Annotated in this window: 23 protein-coding genes; all 23 read left to right on the forward strand. The window is 72.6% G+C overall.

What is annotated here, in order from left to right; genetic code table 11:
* The first annotated feature begins 1 nt into the window (after position 1).
* A complete protein-coding gene (locus tag PSEJ31_RS0102080; RefSeq protein WP_125075834.1) occupies positions 2–556 on the forward strand; it encodes a GNAT family N-acetyltransferase in 555 nt (184 codons plus the stop codon).
* Entirely contained in the window at positions 553–3,018 is a 2,466-nt protein-coding gene (nirB, locus tag PSEJ31_RS0102085) for a nitrite reductase large subunit NirB (protein WP_037034262.1), read from the forward strand. The genes PSEJ31_RS0102080 and nirB overlap by 4 nt, the downstream gene beginning before the upstream one ends.
* A 1-nt stretch (position 3,019) precedes the next feature.
* Positions 3,020–3,385, forward strand: a complete 366-nt coding sequence (gene nirD, locus PSEJ31_RS0102090; protein WP_028914498.1) for a nitrite reductase small subunit NirD — start codon at positions 3,020–3,022, stop codon at positions 3,383–3,385.
* Complete coding sequence (locus tag PSEJ31_RS0102095; RefSeq protein WP_028914499.1) at positions 3,385–6,165, forward strand: nitrate reductase; 2,781 nt, start codon at positions 3,385–3,387, stop codon at positions 6,163–6,165. The genes nirD and PSEJ31_RS0102095 overlap by 1 nt, the downstream gene beginning before the upstream one ends.
* Positions 6,166–6,233: 68 nt before the next feature.
* On the forward strand, positions 6,234–6,971 hold the full coding sequence (gene cobA / locus PSEJ31_RS0102100; RefSeq protein WP_028914500.1) for a uroporphyrinogen-III C-methyltransferase: 738 nt from the start codon (positions 6,234–6,236) through the stop codon (positions 6,969–6,971).
* A 124-nt stretch (positions 6,972–7,095) separates the two neighbouring features.
* Positions 7,096–7,410: a flagellar hook-basal body complex protein FliE gene (locus PSEJ31_RS0102105; RefSeq protein ID WP_037034265.1), complete on the forward strand. Its 315-nt coding sequence runs from the start codon at positions 7,096–7,098 to the stop codon at positions 7,408–7,410.
* Between the two features lie 16 nt (positions 7,411–7,426).
* Positions 7,427–9,043 carry a flagellar basal-body MS-ring/collar protein FliF gene (gene fliF / locus PSEJ31_RS0102110; RefSeq protein WP_051403609.1) on the forward strand — a complete coding sequence of 539 codons (1,617 nt, stop codon included), beginning with the start codon at positions 7,427–7,429 and terminating at the stop codon, positions 9,041–9,043.
* Entirely contained in the window at positions 9,036–10,082 is a 1,047-nt protein-coding gene (locus PSEJ31_RS0102115) for a FliG C-terminal domain-containing protein (protein ID WP_028914503.1), read from the forward strand. The genes fliF and PSEJ31_RS0102115 overlap by 8 nt, the downstream gene beginning before the upstream one ends.
* Positions 10,079–10,744, forward strand: a complete 666-nt coding sequence (locus PSEJ31_RS15530) for a FliH/SctL family protein (protein ID WP_084220778.1) — start codon at positions 10,079–10,081, stop codon at positions 10,742–10,744. The genes PSEJ31_RS0102115 and PSEJ31_RS15530 overlap by 4 nt, the downstream gene beginning before the upstream one ends.
* Entirely contained in the window at positions 10,741–12,036 is a 1,296-nt protein-coding gene (gene fliI, locus PSEJ31_RS0102125; RefSeq protein WP_028914504.1) for a flagellar protein export ATPase FliI, read from the forward strand. The genes PSEJ31_RS15530 and fliI overlap by 4 nt, the downstream gene beginning before the upstream one ends.
* Positions 12,033–12,482 carry a hypothetical protein gene (locus PSEJ31_RS0102130; protein WP_028914505.1) on the forward strand — a complete coding sequence of 150 codons (450 nt, stop codon included), beginning with the start codon at positions 12,033–12,035 and terminating at the stop codon, positions 12,480–12,482. The genes fliI and PSEJ31_RS0102130 overlap by 4 nt, the downstream gene beginning before the upstream one ends.
* An 18-nt stretch (positions 12,483–12,500) precedes the next feature.
* Positions 12,501–13,850, forward strand: coding sequence for a flagellar filament capping protein FliD (gene fliD, locus PSEJ31_RS0102135; protein ID WP_051403611.1), 1,350 nt, complete (start codon positions 12,501–12,503; stop codon positions 13,848–13,850).
* 6 nt (positions 13,851–13,856) lie between these two features.
* Positions 13,857–14,243 carry a flagellar export chaperone FliS gene (gene fliS / locus PSEJ31_RS0102140; RefSeq protein WP_028914507.1) on the forward strand — a complete coding sequence of 129 codons (387 nt, stop codon included), beginning with the start codon at positions 13,857–13,859 and terminating at the stop codon, positions 14,241–14,243.
* Positions 14,240–14,560 carry a hypothetical protein gene (locus PSEJ31_RS0102145; protein WP_028914508.1) on the forward strand — a complete coding sequence of 107 codons (321 nt, stop codon included), beginning with the start codon at positions 14,240–14,242 and terminating at the stop codon, positions 14,558–14,560. Before fliS ends, PSEJ31_RS0102145 begins: the two co-directional genes overlap by 4 nt.
* An 8-nt stretch (positions 14,561–14,568) precedes the next feature.
* On the forward strand, positions 14,569–15,714 hold the full coding sequence (locus PSEJ31_RS17335; protein WP_198015015.1) for a flagellar hook-length control protein FliK: 1,146 nt from the start codon (positions 14,569–14,571) through the stop codon (positions 15,712–15,714).
* A gap of 4 nt (positions 15,715–15,718) precedes the next feature.
* The gene (locus PSEJ31_RS0102155) at positions 15,719–16,183 is read left to right on the forward strand and encodes a flagellar basal body-associated FliL family protein (RefSeq protein ID WP_028914510.1); all 465 of its coding nucleotides are present in this window, start codon (positions 15,719–15,721) and stop codon (positions 16,181–16,183) included.
* Positions 16,180–16,899, forward strand: coding sequence for an RNA polymerase sigma factor FliA (gene fliA, locus PSEJ31_RS0102160; protein WP_028914511.1), 720 nt, complete (start codon positions 16,180–16,182; stop codon positions 16,897–16,899). The genes PSEJ31_RS0102155 and fliA overlap by 4 nt, the downstream gene beginning before the upstream one ends.
* 60 nt (positions 16,900–16,959) lie before the next feature.
* On the forward strand, positions 16,960–17,832 hold the full coding sequence (gene motA, locus PSEJ31_RS0102165; RefSeq protein WP_028914512.1) for a flagellar motor stator protein MotA: 873 nt from the start codon (positions 16,960–16,962) through the stop codon (positions 17,830–17,832).
* Positions 17,829–18,782: a flagellar motor protein MotB gene (locus tag PSEJ31_RS15535; RefSeq protein WP_051403612.1), complete on the forward strand. Its 954-nt coding sequence runs from the start codon at positions 17,829–17,831 to the stop codon at positions 18,780–18,782. Before motA ends, PSEJ31_RS15535 begins: the two co-directional genes overlap by 4 nt.
* A 131-nt stretch (positions 18,783–18,913) precedes the next feature.
* Positions 18,914–19,204 (forward strand): hypothetical protein, encoded by a 291-nt coding sequence (locus PSEJ31_RS15540; protein WP_037034269.1) that lies wholly within the window; start codon positions 18,914–18,916, stop codon positions 19,202–19,204.
* 1 nt (position 19,205) lies between these two features.
* Positions 19,206–19,637 carry a flagellar export chaperone FlgN gene (flgN, locus tag PSEJ31_RS16275; RefSeq protein ID WP_051403613.1) on the forward strand — a complete coding sequence of 144 codons (432 nt, stop codon included), beginning with the start codon at positions 19,206–19,208 and terminating at the stop codon, positions 19,635–19,637.
* Positions 19,621–20,361, forward strand: a complete 741-nt coding sequence (locus PSEJ31_RS0102185) for a glucosaminidase domain-containing protein (protein WP_028914513.1) — start codon at positions 19,621–19,623, stop codon at positions 20,359–20,361. The genes flgN and PSEJ31_RS0102185 overlap by 17 nt, the downstream gene beginning before the upstream one ends.
* A 153-nt stretch (positions 20,362–20,514) precedes the next feature.
* The gene (locus PSEJ31_RS0102190) at positions 20,515–21,345 is read left to right on the forward strand and encodes a flagellin (protein ID WP_028914514.1); all 831 of its coding nucleotides are present in this window, start codon (positions 20,515–20,517) and stop codon (positions 21,343–21,345) included.
* Positions 21,346–21,463: the final 118 nt, after the last annotated feature.

Below are 21,463 nucleotides of genomic sequence, written 5' to 3' on the forward strand. Positions count from 1 at the left end.
CATGGCCAGTCCGACGATGACATCGCACGACCCCTTTGTTGCCATGGAAGGCGACTCCTCCCAGCACGCGGCACCGCTGCGGATCGTGGTCGATCCGCTGACCGGTCCGGAGATCGCGGCGCTGCTGCAGGAGCACCTGGACGAGATGTACCGGCTGTCGCCGCCGGAAAGCGTGCATGCGCTGGACCTCGACCGCCTGCGCGCGCCGGACATCACCTTCTGGAGCGCATGGGATGGCGACGTGCTGCTCGGCTGTGCCGCGCTGCGCGAGCTGGATCCGGCCCACGGCGAGGTCAAGTCGATGCGCACCGTGGCGCGCGCGCGTCGCCGCGGCGTGGCGGCGGCGCTGCTGTCGCGGGTGGTCGAAGAGGCGCGCCGTCGCGGCTACCGGCGGCTCAGCCTGGAGACCGGCAGCCAGCCCGCCTATGTGCCGGCACGCGCGCTGTACGCGCGTGCCGGCTTCCGTCCCTGCGCTCCGTTCGCGGATTACGTCGAGGACCCCTGTTCCACGTTCATGACCCTGGCCCTGCAGGGGCCAAGCGAGGAAACACGATGAAGAAGCCCAGGCTGGTGGTGGTGGGCAACGGCATGGCCGGCATCCGCACGCTCGAGGAGCTGCTGAAGCTGGTGCCCGGGATGTACGACATCACGGTGTTCGGCGCCGAGCCGCATCCCAACTACAACCGCATCCTGCTGTCGCCGGTGCTGGCCGGCGAGCAGGACTTCGACGACATCGTGCTCAATCCGCTGTCCTGGTACGCGGACAACGGCATCACCCTGCACCTGGGCAAGGAGGTCACCCGGATCGACCGCGTGCGCCGCAGGGTGGTGGCGGCCGACGGCACCGAGGCCGAGTACGACCGCCTGCTGCTGGCCACCGGTTCGGTGCCCTTCATCCTGCCGATCCCCGGCAAGGACCTGAAGGGCGTCATCGGCTACCGCGACATCCACGACACCCGCACCATGATCGAGACCGCGAAGGTGAAGCGGAACGCGGTGGTGATCGGCGGTGGGCTGCTCGGGCTGGAGGCGGCCAACGGCCTCAGGCAGCGCGGCATGGAGGTGACCGTGGTGCACCTGGCCGGCTGGCTGCTGGAGCGCCAGCTCGACCCGGTGGCTGGTGCGCTGCTGGAGAAGTCGCTGCGCGAGCGCGGGCTGGAGTTCCGGCTCAACACCTCGACCACGGAGATCGTCGGCAACGAGGCTGGCGAAGTGGCCGCGGTGCGCTTTTCCGACGGCGGGGAGGTCGCCGCCGACCTGGTGGTCATGGCCGCGGGCATCCGTCCCAACACCGCCCTGGCCCAGGCCGCCGGCATCCACTGCAACCGCGGCATCGTGGTCAACGACACCCTGCAGACCTACGACCCGCGGGTGTACGCGGTGGGCGAATGCGCGGCGCACCGTGGCATCGCCTACGGCCTGGTCGCGCCGCTGTTCGAGCAGGCAAAGATCTGCGCCAACCACCTGGCCACCTTCGGCATCGGTATCTACAAGGGCTCGGCGGTGTCGACCAAGCTCAAGGTCACCGGCATCGACCTGTTCTCCGCCGGCGACTTCATGGGCGGGGAGGGGACCGAGGAGATCGTGCTGTCGGATCCGGCCGCCGGCCTGTACCGCAAGCTGGTGATCCGCGACGACCGCCTGGTCGGTGCCTGCCTGTACGGCGACACCGCCGACGGCGCGTGGTACTTCAAGCAGATCAAGGACGGCACCGCGATCGGCGGGCGCCGCGACACCCTGGCCTTCGGCGAGACCGCGATGGGCGAGGCCGGCACCGCCGGCCAGGACCGCGCCGCAACCATGGCCGACACCGATGAGGTCTGCGGCTGCAACGGCGTGTGCAAGGGCACCATCGTCAAGACGGTGCGCGAGCAGGGCCTGTTCACCGTGGACGAGGTCAAGAAGCACACCAAGGCCGCCAGTTCCTGCGGCTCGTGCACCGGCCTGGTCGAGCAGATCCTGATGAACTGCCTGGGTTCCAACTTCCAGGAGACGCCCAAGACCAAGGCGGTGTGCGGCTGCACCAGCCTCGCCCATGGCGAGGTGCGCCAGGCGATCCGCGAGCACCACCTGGTCAGCCACGCCCAGGCCTACGCCTTCATGGAATGGCGCACGCCCAACGGCTGCGCCACCTGCCGGCCGGCGATCAACTACTACATGCTCTCGACCTGGCCGCGCGAGGCCGTGGACGACCCGCAGAGCCGCTTCATCAACGAGCGCGCCCACGCCAACATCCAGAAGGACGGCACCTTCTCAGTGGTGCCGCAGATGAAGGGCGGCGTCACCAATCCCTCCGAGCTGCGCCGTATCGCCGACGTCGCCGACAGGTACGCCATCCCCATGGTCAAGGTCACCGGTGGCCAGCGCATCGACCTGCTGGGCGTGCGCAAGGAGGACCTGGTCGATGTCTGGCGCGACCTGGGGATGAAGTCCGGCCACGCCTACGGCAAATCGATCCGCACGGTGAAGACCTGCGTGGGCAGCGAGTTCTGCCGCTTCGGCACCCAGAACAGCACGCAGATGGGCATCGACCTGGAAACCATGCTGGCCAACATGTGGAGCCCGCACAAGGTCAAGCTCGCCGTGTCCGGTTGCCCGCGCAACTGCGCCGAAAGCGGGATCAAGGACGTGGGCATCATCGCGGTGGAGTCCGGCTGGGAGATCCACGTCGGCGGCAACGGCGGGATCCGAACCGAGGTCGCGCAGTTCCTGTGCAAGGTGCGCACGGCCGAGGAAGTGAAGGAATACACCGGGGCCTTCCTGCAGCTGTACCGCGAAGAGGCGTACTACCTGGACCGCACCGTGCACTACATCCAGCGCGTGGGCCTGGAATACGTCAAGCGCAAGGTGGTCGAGGACGCCGAAAGCCGGCGCGCGCTGTACGAGCGCCTGCTCTATGCGCTGGAGGGCCTGCCGGATCCGTGGCAGGCGCGCATCGCCGGCGAGCGTCCGCGCGAATACACACCGCTGAAGCTGGAAGCGCCGGAGCGGCGCATCCCCGCGACCCTGGAGGACTGACATGGCCATGAACGCCAACTGGGTACGGGTGTGCGCGCTCGGGGAGATCCCGCTGCTGGGATCGCGCGTGCTGGACTGCGGCCAGGCGGATGCCATCGCCCTGTTCCGTCCCGAGGCGGACAAGGTGTTCGCCCTGGCCGACCGTTGCCCGCATCGCGGCGGTCCGCTGTCGCAGGGCATCGTCGCCGGGAAAACGGTGACCTGCCCGCTGCACGGCTGGAACATCCGCCTCGACGACGGCCAGGCCTGCGCCCCCGACGTGGGCTGCGCGCGCACCTATCCGGTGCAGCTGCGCGGCGAAGAGGTGTGGCTGGCGCTGCCGCTGGAACTGGCCACGCCGGCGGGTGCCGCGGAGGCGGTGGCCTGATGGACGGCGCCGTCCGCACCGCGCAGGCGCCGCCGGCGGTGGAGCGGCGCACCACCCGCAGCACCTGCTGCTACTGCGGCGTGGGCTGCGGCGTGCTGGTGCACAGCCGGCACGATGCCGCCGGCGAACGCATCACGGGCGTGGAAGGCGATCCCCTGCATCCGGCCAACCGGGGCCGCCTGTGCAGCAAGGGCCGTACCCTGGCCGAGACCGCGCGCAGCCTGCAGGGCCGCGCCCTGGTGCCGGAGCTGCGCCACCGCCGCCAGGATCCGCGCCGGCCGGCGGACTGGGCGGTGGCGCTGGACAGCGTGGCCGACCGCCTGGCCAACATCGTCGAGCGCCATGGTCCGGACGCGGTGGCGTTCTACCTGTCCGGGCAGCTGCTGACCGAGGACTACTACGTCTTCAACAAGCTGGCCAAGGGCCTGCTGCGGACCAACAACATCGATACCAACTCGCGGCTGTGCATGTCCGCCGCGGTGACCGGCTACAAGCTGGCCTTCGGCGCCGACGGCCCGCCCACCTGCTACGAGGACCTGGAGCAGGCGAAGACCGTGCTGTTCGCGGGCAGCAATGCCGCCTGGGCGCATCCGGTGCTGTTCCGGCGGCTGGAGGAGGCGAGGGCGAAGGATCCGGACGTGCGCTGGATCGTGGTCGATCCACGCCGCACCGATACCGCGGCCATGGCCGACCTGCACCTGCTGATCCAGCCCGGCACCGACGTGGCCCTGTTCAATGGCATGCTCCACCACCTGGTGTGGGAGGGGCTGCTCGACCAGGACTTCATCGACCGCCACACCACCGGCTTCAGCGAACTCAAGCGCCTGCTGCGCGACTACACCCCGCGCATGGCGGCGGAGATCTGCGGCGTGCCGGTCGAGGACCTGGTCACCGCGGCCGAGTGGTTCGGACGCAGCGCGGCGTCGCTGTCGCTGTACTGCATGGGCCTGAACCAGTCGGTGCACGGCACCGACAAGAACCTCGCCCTGATCCACCTGCACCTGGCCACCCGCCAGCTGGGCCGCCCGGGGGCGGGGCCGTTCTCGCTGACCGGCCAGCCCAATGCCATGGGCGGGCGCGAGGTCGGCGGCATGGCGACCATGCTGGCCGCGCACCGCGAGATCACCGATCCGGCGCACCGCGCCGAGGTGGAGGCCTTGTGGCAGCTGCCGCAGGGCAGCCTGCCGCCACAGCCGGGGCTGGCGGCGGTGGAGTTGTTCGAGGCGGTGCGCGCCGGCCGGATCAAGGCCATCTGGATCGCATGCACCAATCCCGCGCATTCGATGCCCGACCTCAGCCCGGTACGCGAGGCGCTGCAGCGCGCCGAGCTGGTGATCGTGCAGGAGGCCTTCGCCAATATCGATACTGTGCCTTATGCCGACGTGCTGCTGCCGGCCGCCACCTGGGGCGAGAAGGAGGGCACGGTCACCAATTCCGAACGCCGCATCTCGCGCGTGCGCGCCGCGGTGGCGCCGCCGGGGCAGGCGCGTCCGGACTGGTGGATCGCACGCGAGGTCGCGCTGCGGCTGGAAGCGCGACTGGCCGCACCGGGCGCCGCGCCGCTGTTTGCCGCCGACACGCCTGCGGCGATCTTCGCCGAGCACCGAGCGCTGACCGTGGGCCGCGACCTGGATATCGGCGGGCTGGATTACGCCGTGCTGGAGCAACGCGGTCCGCAGCAGTGGCCGTTCCGGGCCGGTGCGGAGCAGGGTGACGCGCGTCGCTATGCCGACGGCGTGTTCGCCACCGCCGATGGTCGCGCACGCTTCCACGCCACCCCGTACCGGCCAGTCGCCGAGCCGACGTCGGCGCGCTTCCCGCTGCGCCTGCTGACCGGGCGCCTGCGCGACCAGTGGCATGGCATGTCGCGCACCGGGCGGGTGCCGGCGCTGTACACGCACAGCCCCGAGCCCGCGCTGCGCATGCACCCGGAGGATGCGGCACGGCGCGGCCTCAGGGCTGGCGAGCTGGTGCGCGTGTCCAGCAAGCGCGGCGGCCTGGTATTGCCCCTGGAGCTGTCCGACGAGGTCGGCTCCGGCACCGTGTTCGCGGCCATGCACTGGAGCGGCCAGCACCTGTCCAGCGGCGGCATCAACGAGCTCAGCCAGCCGGCGGTGGATGCGCGCTCGCGCCAGCCCGAGCTCAAGCACGCCGCGGTGCGGGTGGAGAGGGCGGAGTTCGGCTGGCATCTGCTGGCCGCGCGCCGTGGCGACGTGCTGGCGATGCACGCGGCGGTGCAGCCGCTGCTTGCGGCCTGCGGCTATGCATCGGTCACGCTGCAGCCGGACGTGGATCCGGAGGCGGTCGAAGGCAGCGGCTGGGTGGTGCTGCGCGCCGCCGCCGCCGCGGCCATGCCAGCCGACTGGCAGGCCGCGCTGGAGAACGCGCTGGGCCTGGCCGCCTCCGTCGACACCCTCGAGTACCGCGACGCCCGCCGCGGCCAGCTCAAGCGCGTGGCCTGGCGCGTTGCCGCAGGTGCCAGCCGTATCGATGGCCTGCTCTGGAGCGACGTGCGACCCGGCGGTGAAGCCCTGCTGCGCACCGCGCTGGCGGGCGAGCCCTGGCAGGGTTCGCGCCTGGCCGCCTTTGCCGCGCTGCCCGAAGTGGCGCGCGATGCGGTGGTCTGCGTCTGCCGCCAGGTCAGCGAATCGGCGATCCGGGCCGAAGTCGCGGCCGGCGCCGACCTGCCCGCACTGAAGCAGCGCCTGGGCTGCGGCAGCGTCTGCGGCTCCTGCGTGCCCCAGCTCACCCGCCTGGTCCGCCAGGCCGCCAGCGCCTGACTTCCCGGAGAACCACCATGGCCCGCGACCCCCACCACCCCTCACCCAACCCGTGCACGCCCGCCGAGGTGGTGCTGCTTTCCGCCGGGCCCGGCGACCTGGAACTGCTGACCCTCAAGGCCGTGCGTGCCCTGCAGCAGGCCGAGGTGCTGCTGCTGGACGAGCTGGTCGATCCGGGGATCGTCGGGCTGGCGCCGCAGGCACGCGTGGTGCGCGTGGGCAAGCGCGGCGGCTGCCGCTCCACGCCGCAGGCCTTCATCTGCCGGCTGATGCGGCGCTACGCGCTGCAGGGCCTGCGCGTGGTCCGGGTGAAGGGCGGCGAGGCGCTGCTGTTCGGCCGTGCCGGCGAGGAGATCGCTTTCCTGCGCGAGGCGGGCGTCCCCGTGCGCATCATCAATGGCGTCAGCGCCGCCTTCGCCGCGGCGGCGGCGCTGGGCGTGTCCCTGACCCACCGCCAGCACTGCCATGGCGTGAGCTTCGTCACGGCGCATACCGCCGACCACGGCGAGCCGGACTGGGAGGCGCTGGCCCGCAGCGGCACCACCCTGGCCATCTACATGGGCATGGGCCGGCTGCCGCGCATCGCCCGCGGCCTGCTGGCGCACCTGCCGGCGGACACCCCGGCGGCGGTGGTGCAGGCGGCCTCGCAGCCCGGCGAACAGGCGCGGCTGACCACCCTGGCGCGGCTGGCGACGCTGCCGGCCGGCGGCGACGGCCGCCCCGGCGTGGTCCTGGTCGGGGCAGCACTGGGCGAGGCCGCGCTGCCGGCCATGGCGGAGCAGGCACGGGCGCTGGCTGCGGGCTGAGGCGGCCAGCCGAGGCGGCCGGGCGGCGGCCGGCAGGACCGTAGAGATTCCTTTCAGAATCGGCCCGGCCCCGGGAACGGCTGGACACAATGCCGGCCGATCTGCTGCCCGAGTCCGCCTGCCCATGGATGCCCTGACGCACCTGCCTTCCCTGCCGTCCCTGGCCATGCTGCAGCCCGGCGAGCTGCCGCCGGCCCCGGCGTCCGAAGGCCCTTCGGCCAGCGGGTTCGGCGACCTGTTCCAGCGCGCCCTGCACCAGGTGGACGCGGTCCAGCACGAGGCCGCGCGCCAGGTCGAGGCGGTGGAAACCGGCGCCAGCGACGACCTGGTCGGCGCCATGCTCGCCAGCCAGGAGGCCAGCCTCTCGTTCTCGATGCTGATCCAGGTGCGCAACAAGGTCATGGCCGCGTTCGACGACCTCATGAAGACCACGGTCTGAGCGGGCGCCCACGGACGTGATCGAACGCCTCAAGCCCCTGGCCCAGCGCTGGCTCCCCGCCTCGCTGCCGCGCCCGTCCCCGGCCACCCTGTCGCGGCTGCTGCCGGTGGTGCTGCTGGCCTTGGCGCTGACCGCGCTGGGGATGATGTACCTGCACCACGCCGACTCGCGCTACAAGCCGGTGTTCGGCGCGCAGGAGAAGGTGGTGGCGGCCGACGTGATGTCGGTGCTCGACGCCGAGGGCATTCCCTACCGCCTGCACCCGGACACCGGCCAGGTGCTGGTGCCGGACTCGCGCCTGGGCCAGGTGCGCATGCTGCTGGCCGCGCGCGGCGTGGTCGCGCGCCTGCCGGACGGCCTGGAGGTGGTCGACCAGAAGGATCCGCTGGGCGTCAGCCAGTTCGTGCAGGACGTGCGCTTCCGCCGCGGCCTGGAAGGCGAGCTGGTGCAGAGCATCGTCACCCTGGACCCGGTGCAGTCGGCGCGCGTGCACCTGTCGGTGGCCAAGTCCTCGTCCTTCATCCTCAGCGACGGCGACAAGAGCTCGGCCTCGGTGGTGCTGACCCTCAAGCCGGGGCGGCGCCTCAACAAGGAACAGGTGGCGGCGATCATCGCCATGGTCTCCGGCAGCGTCGCCAACCTCGACCCGGCGCGGGTGTCGGTGGTGGACCAGGCCGGCAACTTCCTGTCCGCCGGCGTCGACCCGGCCAGCCCGCACGGCGGCGACAACGGCGAACTGGCCACCCGGGTGCGCGAGGAAACCCTGCGCAACATCCAGGACCTGCTCGGGCCGACCCTGGGCGACGGCAACTTCCGCGCCTCGGTGGCGGTGGAAGTGGACCAGGACCGCGTGGAGGAAACCCACGAGCAGTACGGCGAGGCCCCGCGCGTGACCCAGGAGGCCACGCGCGAGGAGAACGACAGCGGCGTGATCCCGCTGGGCGTGCCCGGTTCGCTGTCCAACCGCCCGGTGGCGGTGGCCGGCGCCGCCGCCAACGACGCGCCCGACGGTCCGCGCTCGCAGAAGAACGCGCTCACCCGCCAGTACGTGTACGACCGCAACGTGGTCCAGATCCGGCGCAGCCCGGTGCGGCTCAAGCGCCTGAGCGTGGCGGTGGTGCTCAACAACGCCGCCGCGCCCGGCACCGGTGGTGGTGGCTGGAATGCCGAGCAGATCGCCAGGATCGAGGACGTCCTGCGTAGCGGCATCGGCATCGACGCCGCGCGCCAGGATGCGCTGGTGGTCTCGGCCATGGATTTCCGCCCCGACGGCGGCCACGTGGTGCCGCCGTGGTGGAAGGACCCGGAGAACCTGGTCGTGGCGCTGCCGTGGCTGGGCTACGCCGTGCTGGCGCTGTTGGGCTTCTTCCTGCTGGTGCGCCCGCTGCTGGCGATCCTGCGCCAGTACGCGCCGCAGCCGCCCGCGCCGGAACCGGCCCTGGTGGGCGGCCCGGCCGCCGCGACCCTGGTCGCCGAGCCGGTGCCGGCGCCGGAACTGGCGCCGCCGGACCCCAAGCTGCCGCCGCTGGGTTCGGATGCCGACGTGCTGGTCGAGCACCTGCGCGTGCTCGCCAGCCAGGCCCCCGAGCGGGTGGCCGAAGTGCTCAAGCCCTGGATACGCAAGCATGGATAACCCCGCCGAAGCGGCGCCGACCGGCGCCGACCTGGTCCCGGCCAAGCGCGTGGAGGTTTCCCCGCTGGAACGCGCCGCCATCACCCTGCTGAGCATGGGCGAGGAGGCGGCCGCGGCGGTGATGCGCTGCCTCTCGCGCGAGGAGCTGCTGGAGGTGACCCGGGTGATGTCGGGCATCAACGGCGTCAAGGTCGACGCGGTGCAGGAAACCCTGCAGATGTTCTTCGATGCCTACCGCGAGCAGAGCGGGGTCAACGGCGCCTCGCGCGCCTACCTGCAGCGCTCGCTGGACCTGGCCCTGGGCAGCGCGGTGGCCAACAGCGTGCTCAACGGCATCTACGGCGACGTGATCGGGCCGAAGATGCAGCGCCTGGAGTGGGCGCAGCCGCAGTGGCTGGCCGAGCGCCTGGCGCGCGAGCACGTGCGCATGCAGGCGATCTTCCTGGCCTTCCTCAAGCCCGAGCAGGCCAGCCAGGTGATCGCCGCGCTGCCGGAGGCGCAGCGCGAGCGCGTGGTGCTGCAGATCGCGCGGCTGAAGGAGATCGACCACGAGCTGCTGCAGGACCTGGAGGCGATCGTCGACGCCTGCCTGGAGAACCTGGGCAGCCAGAGCGCGGCGGTGGAAGGCGTGCGCCAGGCGGCGGAGATCCTCAACCGCCTGCCCGGCAACCGCGCCCAGCTGATCGAAGTGCTGCGCGAGGCCGATCCGGACGCCACCGCGCAGATCGAGGACCGCGTGTACTCGATCGACCTGCTGACCCACCAGAGCGCGCAGACCATCTCCGCGATCCTCGCCGCGGTGCCGTTCGAGAGCTGGGGCGTGGCCCTCAAGGGCACCGAGCCGTCGCTGCGCGAGGCGCTGTCGCGGGCCATGCCGCGGCGCCAGGTGCAGGCCTTCGAGGACATGCTCAAGCGCACCGGCCCGCTGCCCATGAGCCGCATCGATAGCGCCCGCCGCGAAATCATGGAGCAGGTGCGCGACATGGCCGAGGCCGGCGAGATCGAGCTGCAGCTGTACACCGAGGAAGTGGTCGAATGAGCCCGCCGCTTCCATACCGCCGCTACAGCTTCCCGTCGCTGGCCCGGGTCCGGGCCATGGCCGGGATGGACGGCCTGGCACCGCTGCTGGAGGAACCGCAGCCGCAGCTGCCGGCACCGGAACTGCTGGAGGAAGCGCGCGCGCAGGGCCATGCCGAGGGCCACGCCGAAGGCTACGCCGCCGGCCTGCAGGCCGGCGGCGAGCGCGCCCGCGCGTTGGTGGACGAGGGCCTCAAGGCGTTGTCCGAGCCGGTGCAGGCGTTGATGGCCGGCATCACCGAACTGCAGGAACAGCACCGCCAGAGCCTGCGCCAGGAACTGGTGCCGCTGGTGGAACAGGTGGCCCGGCACGTGATCCGCGGCGAGCTGGAGATGAAGCCCGAGCGCCTGCTGCAGTTCGTCGAGGAAGCGCTGGCCGAGCAGCCGGTGCCGGCCGAGACGGTCGAGGTGCGGCTCAATCCCGGGGAGTTCCGCCGCATCAGCGCCGCGGCGCCGGAACTGGCGGAGCGCTGGCAGCTGGTGGCCGACGAACGCCTGCCGGCCGGGGAATGCCGGATCCGCGCCGGCGCGCGCGAGCTGGACGCCGGTTGCGGCCAGCGCCTGGCGGCCTGCCTCGAACAGCTGCGCGCCCTGGTCAGCCAGGCGCAAGGGCCGGCGCCATGAGCCTGGCGCTGAGCCTGGGCGAGATCCCGGTGGCGCGCCCGGTCGGGCGCCTGGTCGGCGTCTCCGGCCTGCTGCTGGAAGCCTCCGGCTACGCCTTCGAGACCGGGCAGCGGGTGCGGATCGAGACCGCATCCGGCGGCTGGATCGCCGCGCGCGTGGTCGGATTCCGCGAGCACACCTGCTTCCTGATGCCGTTCCGCAAGCCTTCCGGCCTGGTCGCCGGCGCGCGCGTGATCGCCGAGCAGGAGGAACAGTCGCTGCTGATCGGCCCGTCCTGGCGCGGCCGGGTGATCGACGGCCTGGGCGAGCCGATGGACGGGATGGGCCCGCTCGGCGGCAGCGCGCCGCTGGACCTGCATCCGCCGCGGGTCAACCCGCTGCGCAAGCGCCCGGTGCGCGGCGTGCTCGACGTGGGCGTGCGCGCGATCAACGGCGCCCTGACCCTGGGCCGCGGCCAGCGCGTGGGCCTGTTCGCCGGCAGCGGCGTGGGCAAGAGCGTGCTGCTGGGCATGATCACCCGGCAGACCACCGCCTCGGTGGTGGTGGTCGGCCTGATCGGCGAGCGCGGGCGCGAGGTACGCGAGTTCATCGAGCGCTCGCTGGGCCCGGAAGGCCTGCGCAAGGCCGTGGTCGTGGTCGCCCCGGCCGACGAATCGCCGCTGATGCGGCTGATGGCCACCGAGCTGTGCCATGCCATCGCCGCGCACTTCCGCGACGCCGGCGAGCACGTGCTGCTGCTGGTCGATTCGCTGACCCGCTACGCCATGGCCCAGCGCGAGGTGGCGCTGGCCCTGGGCGAACCGCCGGCCACCCGCGGCTACCCGCCCTCGGTGTTCGGCCTGCTGCCGCAGCTGGTGGAAAGCGCCGGCAATGGCGAGGGCGAGGGCAGCATGAGCGCGATCTACACCGTGCTGGCCGAGGGCGACGACGAGCAGGACCCGGTGGTGGACACCGCGCGCGCCATCCTCGACGGCCACATCATGCTTTCGCGCCAGCTCGCCGCGCAGGGCCACTACCCCTCGATCGACGTGCTGCGCTCGGTCAGCCGCTGCATGGACCTGGTGGTCGACGAGGCCCACCTGGCGCGCGTGCGCGAACTCAAGGACCTGCTGGCGCGCCACGCCCAGGTGCGCGACCTGATCCCGCTGGGCGGCTACGTCGCCGGCGCCGACCCGGCCACCGACCGCGCCGTGGCGCTCAATCCGCGCCTGGTGGCCTGGCTGCGCCAGGGCACGGACGAAGCCTCGCCGCTCGAAGACGCCGTGGCCCGGCTCGAGGAGATCCTGGCATGAACCTGCAACACACCGTGGCCAGCCTGCGCCGCCTGGCCGAACTGCGCGCGCGCGAGGTCGAGGGCCTGGAAGCCGAACAGGTGCAGCGCCAGGCGCTGGCCGAGCGCGCGCGCAACAGCCTGCGGCGCATGCGCGAACTGCTGGAGGAAGTGGGCCGGCAGAGCGCCCACTGCCCGGTGCGCGCCAGCAACAGCGCCCACTACAAGGCCTCGCTGGTGGACATGATCGCCGCCCAGCGCCGCGACCTGGCCGCGCAGGAAGCGGCGATCGAGGCCGCGCGCCGCGCCCTGGCCGAAGCCGCCCTGCGCCGCGAGCGCGTGCAGCGCACCTTGCGCGACAAGCAGGCCGAGCTGGCGCGCGAGCTGGCCAGCCGCGACCAGAAGCGCCAGGACCAGCTCGCGCTGCAGTCCTGGGTGCACGCGCACCGTTTCGCCCACGCCTACTGATCCCGCCCGGAGCCGCCCATGGAAATCTCGGATTCGAACTACCCCCACACCATGGCCCAGGCCTACGCCGACCTGGCGATCCAGGGCAGCAAGGACCTGCTGGCGGCGCAGAAGGCCAATGCCCAGCGCACCAGCACCGGCATCTCCGACCTGCGCAAGGCGCTGGAGACCTTCCAGGCCGCACTGGACAAGTTCACCGGCGCCGGCGGCGGCGCGGTGGCGCACACGGCCAGCGTGTCCGACACGAGCCTGGCCAAGGCCACCGCCGCGGCCGGCGCGGCCCCGGGCAGCTACACCTTCTTCGTGGAGCAGCTGGCCAGCAACCACCAGCTGGCCTCCGGCGCGCTGGCCGCCACCGCCGCGGCCGGCGCCGGCAGCCTGGGCGTGGGCCTGGCCGACGGCAGCAGCTTCACCGTGGACCTGTCCGGCGCCGACGGCAACGGCGACGGCCAGCTGTCGGCCGCGGAGATCGCGCGCGCCATCAACCAGGCCGCCGGCGGCAAGCTCAGCGCCTCCACGCTTACCGTCAACGGCCAGCAGCAGCTGGTGCTGGCCTCGTCGGTCGGCGGCGCCGCCGGCGCGATCACCCTGGACACCAGCGGCCTGGGCGATGCCGGCCTGGCCGCGGCGCTGGCCGGCGCCACCGAACTGGCGGAGGCGCGCAACGCGGTGTTCTTCCTCGGTGGCACCGGCGGTACCCGGATCGAGCAGGGCAGCAACAGCTTCACCGGCGTGCAGGGCGTGACCCTGGACTTCACCGCGGCCAACGCCACCGTGACCCTGGAAGTGGCCCGCGACGACACGGCCACCACCGCGGCGGTGCAGTCCTTCGTGGACGCCTACAAAGCGCTGCGCAGCTCGCTGTCCGCGCTGACCCGCGCCGGCGATGCCGCCAGCGGCGACCCCGGCGGCGCGTTCTCCGGCGACGCCGGCGTGATCGCGCTGCAGCGCCGCCTCGACGACCTGCTGCGGCAGAAGGTCGGCGGCAGCAGCCTGCAGGAACTGGGCCTGAGTGCCGACCGCAAGGGCGTGCTGCAACTGGATTCCAGGCGCCTGCTCGCGGCCCTGGAGCGCGACCCGGAGGCGCTGTCCTCGGTGCTGGGCGACGGCCGCAGCGGCATCACCGCCAGCATGGACGGCTACCTGGACAGCTGGCTTTCGGGCACCAACGGCCAGCTCAAGAAGCGCCAGGAGACCGCCGAGGCGATTCAAAAAGCGTTGAGCAAGCGCGAGAGCGCGGTGACCGAACAGTACGATCGCCTCTACTCGCGCTACCTGGCGCAGTTCACCCAGGTGCAGGCGCTCAACAGCCAGATGGAGCACACGCTGTCGCTGATCGACAGCCTCCTGATCGACAGCGGGAAGTAAGCGACGATGGACCAGTTCGGATACGGCAGTTACCAGTCGGTCGGTCTGAGCAGCCAGACCGCCAGCGCCTCGCCGGTGCAGCTGGTCCTGGTCCTGCTGGACGGCCTGGCCGACGAACTGGCGCGGGTGCGCGCGCACATCGAGGCGCGCCGCTACGAGGCCAAGGGCCAGGGCATCTGCAAGTGCATCGACCTGATCACCGCCCTGTCCAGCTCGCTGGACTTCGAGCTGGGCGGCGAGCCGGTGGCCGATCTGGGGCGCCTGTACGAATACATGATCCTGCGCATCAACGAGGCCGGCATCGCCATGGACGCCGCCATGGTCGAAGAGGTGTCCGCGACCGTGGAGACCCTGCGCCAGGCCTGGCGCAGCCTCGAGGCACGCGGCCCATGAGCCGGGCGCGCATCGCGCTGCAACTGCGCGAGGCCACCGAGCTGGTGCGCGCGCGCATGCAGGCCTGCGACTGGGACGGCGTCGCCAACGCCGACCTGCAGCTGCGCCAGGCCCTGCACGAGGCCGGGCAGCTGGGCACGATGACGCCGCCGCTGCGCGAGAGGATCGAGGAGGCCGAACAGTTGCTGCGCGAAGCGCGCGTGGCGCTGGCCGCGCACCTGGCGCGGCTGGCCGAGGACATGGCCATCCTGCGCCGCCGGCGTACCGGCGCCGGCGCCTATGCGCGGCACGACGCGCCGCTGGACGGGCGGTCGTGATCGCCGCCATGCAGGGCAGGGCCCTTTGCGGCGGCGCCGCCACGAACCCCGGCGGCGATCCGGTCGCCGCCGCGCTGCCCATGGCCGACGGCGAGGGCGGGATGCCGGCGACCGTGCTGGAGGATTTCGCCGCGTCGCTGGACGCGGCCATGCCCGTGGCTGAAGCGGGCGTGCCCGCGGCCGATGCCGCCGTGGATACCGAACTTGCGGACATGCTGGCCGACCTGCTGGCGATCCCCGCCGCACCGTTGCCGCCGGCGCCGGTGGCGGACGGCCTGCCGGCGCAGGCGCCGCAGCCGCGGGCCGCGGCCGTGCCGGCGCTGCCCCTGGCCAGCCTCGACCACAAGGACGCGGTGACCCGCGCGCTGCGCGCGCAGCTGTTCCCGGCCGAAGCGCCTTCCCCCGCGAAGGCGCCGCCGCTCCCCATCCCCCCCAATGCCGCTGTTGCGGCCGCCGTGCCAGGCCATGACGCGGCGGCCCACATGGCGGGGGCTGCCACTCTCCCCCCGCTGGCAGCCCCCGCCCCCTATCCCCCCGCCGCCGCCCGGCCGATGGCGCAGGCTGGCACCGACGCCAATCCATCGCCGGCGCCGTCCGCGCCCGCGGGCGAAGCCCATGGCGCCGGCGTGGCCCTGGCCGGGATCGCCGCCGCTGCCCCGCCTCCGGCGCCGGTCCCGGCCGCGAACCCGCCGGTGCCGCTGGCCGGGATGGTCCAGGCGGCGCCGCACGAGGCCGGCCGCGCCAGCCACGAGGCCCTGCTGGGCCTGCTCGGCGCGCGCATCCAGGCCCAGCTCCGCCAGGGCGTACAGCAGGCGGTGATCCAGCTGGAGCCCTACCTGGCCGGCACGGTGCAGCTGGAACTGCGCCACGAGGCCGGCGCACTGCGGGTGCACCTGAGCGCCAGCCACGACGACGTGGTGCGGCAGCTGCAGGGGATCGGCGACAGCCTGCGCCAGGACCTCGGCGGCCGCCACTTCACCGAAGTCAGCGTGCAGGTGGCGCAGCAGCGCCATGCCGATCCCCAGGGGCAGGGCAGGCATGCGCGCGAGGACGCGCCGCAGCCGGCCGTGCCGGGCCGTGCACTGGGCGAGTCCGACGAGGCCTATACCCGTTTCGCCGCGGCCCTGCGCCGCGTGAGCACCACCGGAGCCTGATGTGATGAAGAAGAGCCTGGTCCTGGTCCTGGCCGGCGTACTGGTGCTGGCCGCCGCGGCCGGGGGCGCCTGGTACAAGGGCTGGGGGCCGTTCGCCGCGCACGCGGAGCAGGCCGGTGCGCCGGCCGCGCGCCCGGTCGCGCCGGTGCCCAGCGAGCGCTACGTCACCCTGGAGAAACTGGTGGTGATGACCCGCAGCGACGGCGCCGGCGGGCGGCCGCGCTACCTGGCGATGGACCTGGTGTTCGCGGTCGCCGACAAGGACGCCGCCAGCCGCACCACCGCGCAGCTGCCGTTGCTGCGCAGCGTCGCCCTGCGCACCCTGTCGGCGCGCTCGGCCGACGAGCTGCGGCGGATGCAGGTGGACCAGATCGCGGCGCTGCTGGACGAGCAGTACGTCCAGGCCTATGGCGACCCGGAGCGGATGCCGTTCTCCCAGGTCATGGTCGCAAGGATGATGGTGGAATGAGCGCGGCGGCGGTCCAGTACGCGCAGCTGCAATCGCTCGCCGACCAGGCCGACGCGGCCTCCGAACGGGAGTGGATGATCGCGTACATGCCGCTGGTCCGGCGCGCGGTGCGCGCGCTGTCCTCGCACGCCGGCGCGGTGATGGAATGCTCGGACATGGAGCAGGTCGGGCTGATGGGCCTGCTCGAGGCGCTGCGCCGCTACGGCCGCCCGGACGAAGGCTTCCCCGGCTACGCCGCCATGCGCATCCGCGGCGCCATCCTCGACGAGCTGCGGCGCCAGGACTGGCGCCCGCGCGCCGCGCGCCAGGGCGCGCACCGCCTGCGCGCCGCCGAGCGCAAGCTGCGCCGGCAGCTGGGGCGCGAGCCGGGGCGGGCGGAGGTGTGCGCGGCACTGGGGATCGACCTGGCCGAGTACGAGCAGCTGCTGTGCGACGACTGCGCCAGCGAGTTCGCCAGCTTCGACGCGCTGCTGGCGGAAGGGACGGACGTGGCCGGCCAGCAGCCGGGCCCGGAGCGCCGCGCGATCGACGCCGCCAGCCTGGCGCGCGCGCTGCTGGCGCTGGACGAGCGCGAGCAGAAGGTGATCCAGCTGTACTACGAGTTCGAGCTGAACCTGGAGGAGATCGCGCAGGTGCTCGACCTGACCGCGGCGCGGATCTGCCAGATCAACAAGCGCGCGCTGGCCAAGATGCGCAGCGTGCTGGAGCAGGAATAACGCCGCCCGCCGGCGCGGGCCGAACGCCGGGCCGCGCCCGGCACCGTTGGGAACACCACCATGCAACAGTTGTTCGGCATCTTCATCGTCCTCGGCGCCGTGTTCGGCGGCTTCATGATCATGGGCGGCACCTTCAGCCTGATCTGGCAGCCGGTGGAGCTGCTGATCATCGTCGGCGCCGCGCTGGGCTCGATCGTGCTGGGCAACCCGCGCCACGTGCTGGCCGAGCTGGTGGGCCAGGTGCGCAAGGTCTTCGCGCGCTCGCGCAAGGGCAGCGGCCACGAGGCCGAGCGCCAGCTGCTGCTGGCCATGTACGAACTGCTGCAGCTGGGCCGCGACCTCAAGGCCCTGGACGAGCACGTGGAGTCGCCGCAGGCCAGCCCGATCTTCCAGCGCTACCCGCTGGTGCTGTCCTCGCCGCGGGTGCTGGCCTTCATCGTCGACAACTTCCGGCTGATGGCCCTGGGCCGGATCACCGCGCACGAGCTGGAAGGCGTGCTGGAGCAGGAGCTGGAGGCGATCCACGGCGACCTGGAACAGCCGTCCAAGTCGCTGCGCAAGACCGGCGAGGCGATGCCGGGCTTCGGCATCGTCGCCGCGGTCCTGGGCGTGGTGATGGCGATGAACATCGTCGCCGACGGCGCCACCTCCGGCGAGATCGCGGCCAAGGTGGCCGCGGCGATGATCGGCACCTTCCTCGGCGTGTTCCTGTGCTACGGCGTGCTCGACCCGCTCAGCAACATGATCTCGCAGGGGGTGAAGGACGAGGTCGCCGAGCTTGAGTGCATCAAGGTGGTGCTGGTGGCGTACGCCGCCGGCAAGCCGCCGCTGCTGGCGCTGGACGCCGGTCGCCGGCTGATGCCGCTCAACAGCAAGCCCAGCTTCCTGCAGCTGGAGGGCTGGATCACCCGGCTTGAGGGGGGCACGGCGTGAGCCCGGACGGGTCCGGCGGCGACCCCGCGCAGCGCGGCGCGCGCCCGGCGCGCGCCGGCGCCGAGACGACGATCATCAAGCGCGGCGGCCGCGGCCACGGCCACGACGACGAGCACGGCGGCACCTGGAAGGTCGCCTTCGCCGACTTCTGCCTGGCGCTGATGTGCCTGTTCCTGGTGCTGTGGCTGATCAGCAGCCGCGAGGAAGAGGCGGTGCGCAAGCTCAGCCAGAGCCTGGCCTACGAGGGCGGCACCGGCCTGCTGCCGGGCGAGGGCGGGCAGCGCGACGACCGCGGCCTGGGCGAGGTGCCCGCCGAGACGCCCCACGGCGAGCCCGTGGACGGGCAGCAGGCGGAACAGGAGCAACCGCGCTTCTACGAATTGCCGCAGGACATGCAGCAGCTGGCCGAGCGCCTGCGCCAGCTGGGCGAGGAGGCCGGGCTGGAGGACAACCTCGGCCTGGCCATCACCGACCAGGGCCTGCGGGTGATGCTGCACGACACCGACCGCCGCGGCGTGTTCCGGCTCGGCAGCGCGGTGCCCAACGAGCGCTTCCGCGACCTGCTGCGGCGCCTGGGCGCGGTGTTCGCCGGGGTCGGCAACCCGATCGTGCTGGTGGGCCACACCGACGCCCTGCCGTACCGCGAGGCCGGCGGCGCCGCGCGCTCCAACTGGCACCTGTCCAGCGAGCGCGCGCTGGCCGCGCGCACCCTGTTGCTGGAAGGCGGCATGCCCGACACCGCGGTGCTGCAGTCGGTGGGCATGGCCGCCAATGCGCCGCTGACCCCGGACGACCCCACTGCCGCGGTCAACCGCCGGATCGAGTTCATGATCCTCGACGCCGGCCACGCCGACGCCATGCGCCGGATGTTCGGGGTGCCGCTGAGCCCCCGGCCGCTGATCGAGGGCGTGCAGATGGTCGGCAGCGGCCCCGCCACGGCCGCCCCATGAGCCGCGGCGGCGCCGGTTCCGGGCCGGCGGATTTAAGCGGCGGCCGCCGGCTGCCGTCTATCGTGGTCAGGCGGGCCAGATTCCGTTGAGGATCCGGCCGCGCCAGCCCCAATCCCCCTAAGGTGGCCGCCATGAAGATCGTCTTCCCCACGCCCGTGCAGGGCCCCAGCCAGGTGCAGGGCACCGCCCAGGAGCGCGCCGCGCAGGAGCGCGCGGCCGCCGCGCCGCAGTCCGCGCCCGATGCCGGCCGGCCCGCCGCCGACGCCGAGATCGTGCGCGCCGCCGAGGCCGCGCTGAAGGCGGACGTGAAGACCGACGGCCGCATCGCCGAGATCAAGCGCTCGATCCAGGCCGGCCGCATCCGCTTCGATGCCGACGTGCTGGCGACGATGATCCTGCGTTTCCACGGCAAGCAGGACTGAAATGCACGCCACCGTGCTCGAGCAGATGATCGCGGGCCTGGACCGCGAACTGGAGATCTACCGCAACCTGGCGCGCATGCTCGAGGAGCAGTACCAGGTGGCCGCGCGCCTGGACACCGCGGCGATGATGCGGATCAGCGAGTCGATCTCGCAGGGCCTGGCCCGGCTCGAGGACCAGGGCCAGGCGCGCCATCCGCGCCTGCTGGAAGTCGCGCGCCTGCTTTGCGGGCGCAGTGCCCAGGGCCTGCCCGCCGGCGCGGCGTTCAGCGCCGGGCAGCAGGCCGAGCTGGAGCAGCGCTGCTGCGAGCTGCGCGACATGGCCGTGCACTGCCGCACCCTGACCGTGCGCAACGGCAACCTGCTGGCCGCCCAGTACGAGACGATGAGCCAGGTGCTGTACGGCGAAAGCCATACCTATGCTCCGGCCGGCTGACGCAGGCTCCGCCGCCGGCGCCTGGGCCGCGCCGGCAGCGACCCGGCCCACCGCACCGACCTCCGGCCAGGCCGGCGCCTTCGCGCCGGCCTTCGCGCGCCTGCACGGCGAGATCGTCGACAGCATCCGCAACGGCTTCGGCCACGGCCAGGCGCGCACCGCGATGGCCGCCGGCGCGGCCATGGCCAACCTGCTGCCCTCGCAGCTGCCGGCGGCCACCGCCGCGGCCGCCGGCGCCGCCGGCGCGGCCGACGAGCAGCAGCGCCGCGGCTTCCTCGAATCGATCGCGCCGTGGACCCGGCAGGCCGCGGCGGCGCTGGGCGTGTCACCGGCGCTGGTGGCCGCGCACGCGGCGCTGGAATCGGGCTGGGGCCGGCAGCCGCCGCGCACCGGCGACGGCGGCAGCAGCCACAACCTGTTCGGGATCAAGGCCGGATCCGGGTGGAGCGGCGCCAGCGTCGAGGCGCTGACCCGCGAGGCCACCGCCGACGGCGGCCTGCTGCCGGTGATGCAGCGCTTCCGCGCCTATGGGGACTACGCCTCCGCCTTCGCCGACTACGTGCGCCTGCTGCGCAGCCCGCGCTACGCCGGCGTGCGCGGCGCCGGCGACGATGCCGCCGCGTTCGCCGCCGGGCTGGTGCGCGGCGGCTACGCCACCGACCCGGACTACGCGGCCAAGCTGCGCCAGGTCGCCGGCCAGGTGCAGCGCCTCGCCGGCGGCTGAGCGTGCGTCCGCGCGCCAAAGCATGACGCGGCGCACGGAACGGAGAGAAGGCGCCGGAAACGCTTAATCGCCCGGACCGCGGCGTCGTCTTGATCAGGGGTGGGCGATGGCGTCCACGCCCCTCCTCTCGATGAACACCAAGGACACCTCACCATGCTGAGCCTGCACACCAACTCCGCCGGCCTGACCATCCGCAACAACCTGGCGAGCAGCAACGCCGCGCTGTCGACCTCGATGACCCGCCTGGGCACCGGCTACAAGATCAACTCGGCCGCCGACGACGCCGCCGGCCTGCAGATCGCCACCCGCCTGCTGGCCCAGACCCGCGGCATGTCGGTCGCCGCGCAGAACACCCAGAACGGCATCTCGCTGATGCAGACCGCCGAAGGCGCGCTGCAGGAGTTCACCAACATCGTCCTGCGCATGAAGGACCTGGCCACCCAGGCCGCCGACGGTTCCACCACCACCTCCGACCTCACCGCGCTGGACGCGGAGTACCAGGACCTGGTCAAGGAGCTGGGCAACATCCTCAGCAACACCACCTACGGCGGCGAAGCGCTGCTGGACGGCGGCAAGCTGGCCGGCTCGGTCAGCTTCCAGATCGGCGCGACCGCGGCCGAGACCATGTCGGTGGACATCAGCGCCGACATCACCAAGCTGAAGGACTTCCAGGGCACCAATGCCAGCGACCTGACCACCAGCGGCAACGCCTCGGCCCTGATCAGCACGCTGAACACCACCCTGGACGACGTCGGCGCCGCCCGCTCCAAGCTGGGTGCGGCCCAGAACCGCCTGACCCACACCTACAACAACCTGCAGAACATGCAGACCAACACCACCGATGCGCGCGGCCGCATCATGGACGTGGACTACGCCTCGGAGACCGCGAACATGACCGCCAAGAACATCCTGATGCAGGCCGGCACCTCGATGCTCAAGCAGTCCTCGCAGATGAGCCAGATGGTCCTGTCGCTGCTGCAGTAATCCGCGGCCGGCAGGCGCGGCGGGCCCGCCCGCCGCGCGCCACCACGACGGGTCGCCGGCCTTTGCCGGCGGCCCGTCGTCGTCTTTGGATTGCGTTGAGATTCGCCGCCTCCACCGG

The organism is Pseudoxanthomonas sp. J31 (assembly GCF_000510725.1).
Lineage (GTDB): Bacteria > Pseudomonadota > Gammaproteobacteria > Xanthomonadales > Xanthomonadaceae > Pseudoxanthomonas.

Bases quoted from the DNA above. Each gene is read 5' to 3' on its own strand.
- fliS (WP_028914507.1), top strand. From the start codon at position 13,857: ATGGACCAGTTCGGATACGGCAGTTACCAGTCGGTCGGTCTGAGCAGC.
- nirB (WP_037034262.1), top strand. From the start codon at position 553: ATGAAGAAGCCCAGGCTGGTGGTGGTGGGCAACGGCATGGCCGGCATC.
- PSEJ31_RS0102105 (WP_037034265.1), top strand. From the start codon at position 7,096: ATGGATGCCCTGACGCACCTGCCTTCCCTGCCGTCCCTGGCCATGCTG.
- motA (WP_028914512.1), top strand. From the start codon at position 16,960: ATGCAACAGTTGTTCGGCATCTTCATCGTCCTCGGCGCCGTGTTCGGC.
- PSEJ31_RS15530 (WP_084220778.1), top strand. From the start codon at position 10,079: ATGAGCCCGCCGCTTCCATACCGCCGCTACAGCTTCCCGTCGCTGGCC.
- fliD (WP_051403611.1), top strand. From the start codon at position 12,501: ATGGAAATCTCGGATTCGAACTACCCCCACACCATGGCCCAGGCCTAC.
- PSEJ31_RS0102145 (WP_028914508.1), top strand. From the start codon at position 14,240: ATGAGCCGGGCGCGCATCGCGCTGCAACTGCGCGAGGCCACCGAGCTG.
- flgN (WP_051403613.1), top strand. From the start codon at position 19,206: ATGCACGCCACCGTGCTCGAGCAGATGATCGCGGGCCTGGACCGCGAA.
- PSEJ31_RS15540 (WP_037034269.1), top strand. From the start codon at position 18,914: ATGAAGATCGTCTTCCCCACGCCCGTGCAGGGCCCCAGCCAGGTGCAG.
- PSEJ31_RS0102185 (WP_028914513.1), top strand. From the start codon at position 19,621: ATGCTCCGGCCGGCTGACGCAGGCTCCGCCGCCGGCGCCTGGGCCGCG.
- fliA (WP_028914511.1), top strand. From the start codon at position 16,180: ATGAGCGCGGCGGCGGTCCAGTACGCGCAGCTGCAATCGCTCGCCGAC.
- PSEJ31_RS17335 (WP_198015015.1), top strand. From the start codon at position 14,569: ATGCAGGGCAGGGCCCTTTGCGGCGGCGCCGCCACGAACCCCGGCGGC.
- PSEJ31_RS0102095 (WP_028914499.1), top strand. From the start codon at position 3,385: ATGGACGGCGCCGTCCGCACCGCGCAGGCGCCGCCGGCGGTGGAGCGG.
- fliI (WP_028914504.1), top strand. From the start codon at position 10,741: ATGAGCCTGGCGCTGAGCCTGGGCGAGATCCCGGTGGCGCGCCCGGTC.
- PSEJ31_RS0102080 (WP_125075834.1), top strand. From the start codon at position 2: ATGGCCAGTCCGACGATGACATCGCACGACCCCTTTGTTGCCATGGAA.
- PSEJ31_RS0102190 (WP_028914514.1), top strand. From the start codon at position 20,515: ATGCTGAGCCTGCACACCAACTCCGCCGGCCTGACCATCCGCAACAAC.
- PSEJ31_RS0102155 (WP_028914510.1), top strand. From the start codon at position 15,719: ATGAAGAAGAGCCTGGTCCTGGTCCTGGCCGGCGTACTGGTGCTGGCC.
- nirD (WP_028914498.1), top strand. From the start codon at position 3,020: ATGGCCATGAACGCCAACTGGGTACGGGTGTGCGCGCTCGGGGAGATC.
- PSEJ31_RS0102130 (WP_028914505.1), top strand. From the start codon at position 12,033: ATGAACCTGCAACACACCGTGGCCAGCCTGCGCCGCCTGGCCGAACTG.
- PSEJ31_RS0102115 (WP_028914503.1), top strand. From the start codon at position 9,036: ATGGATAACCCCGCCGAAGCGGCGCCGACCGGCGCCGACCTGGTCCCG.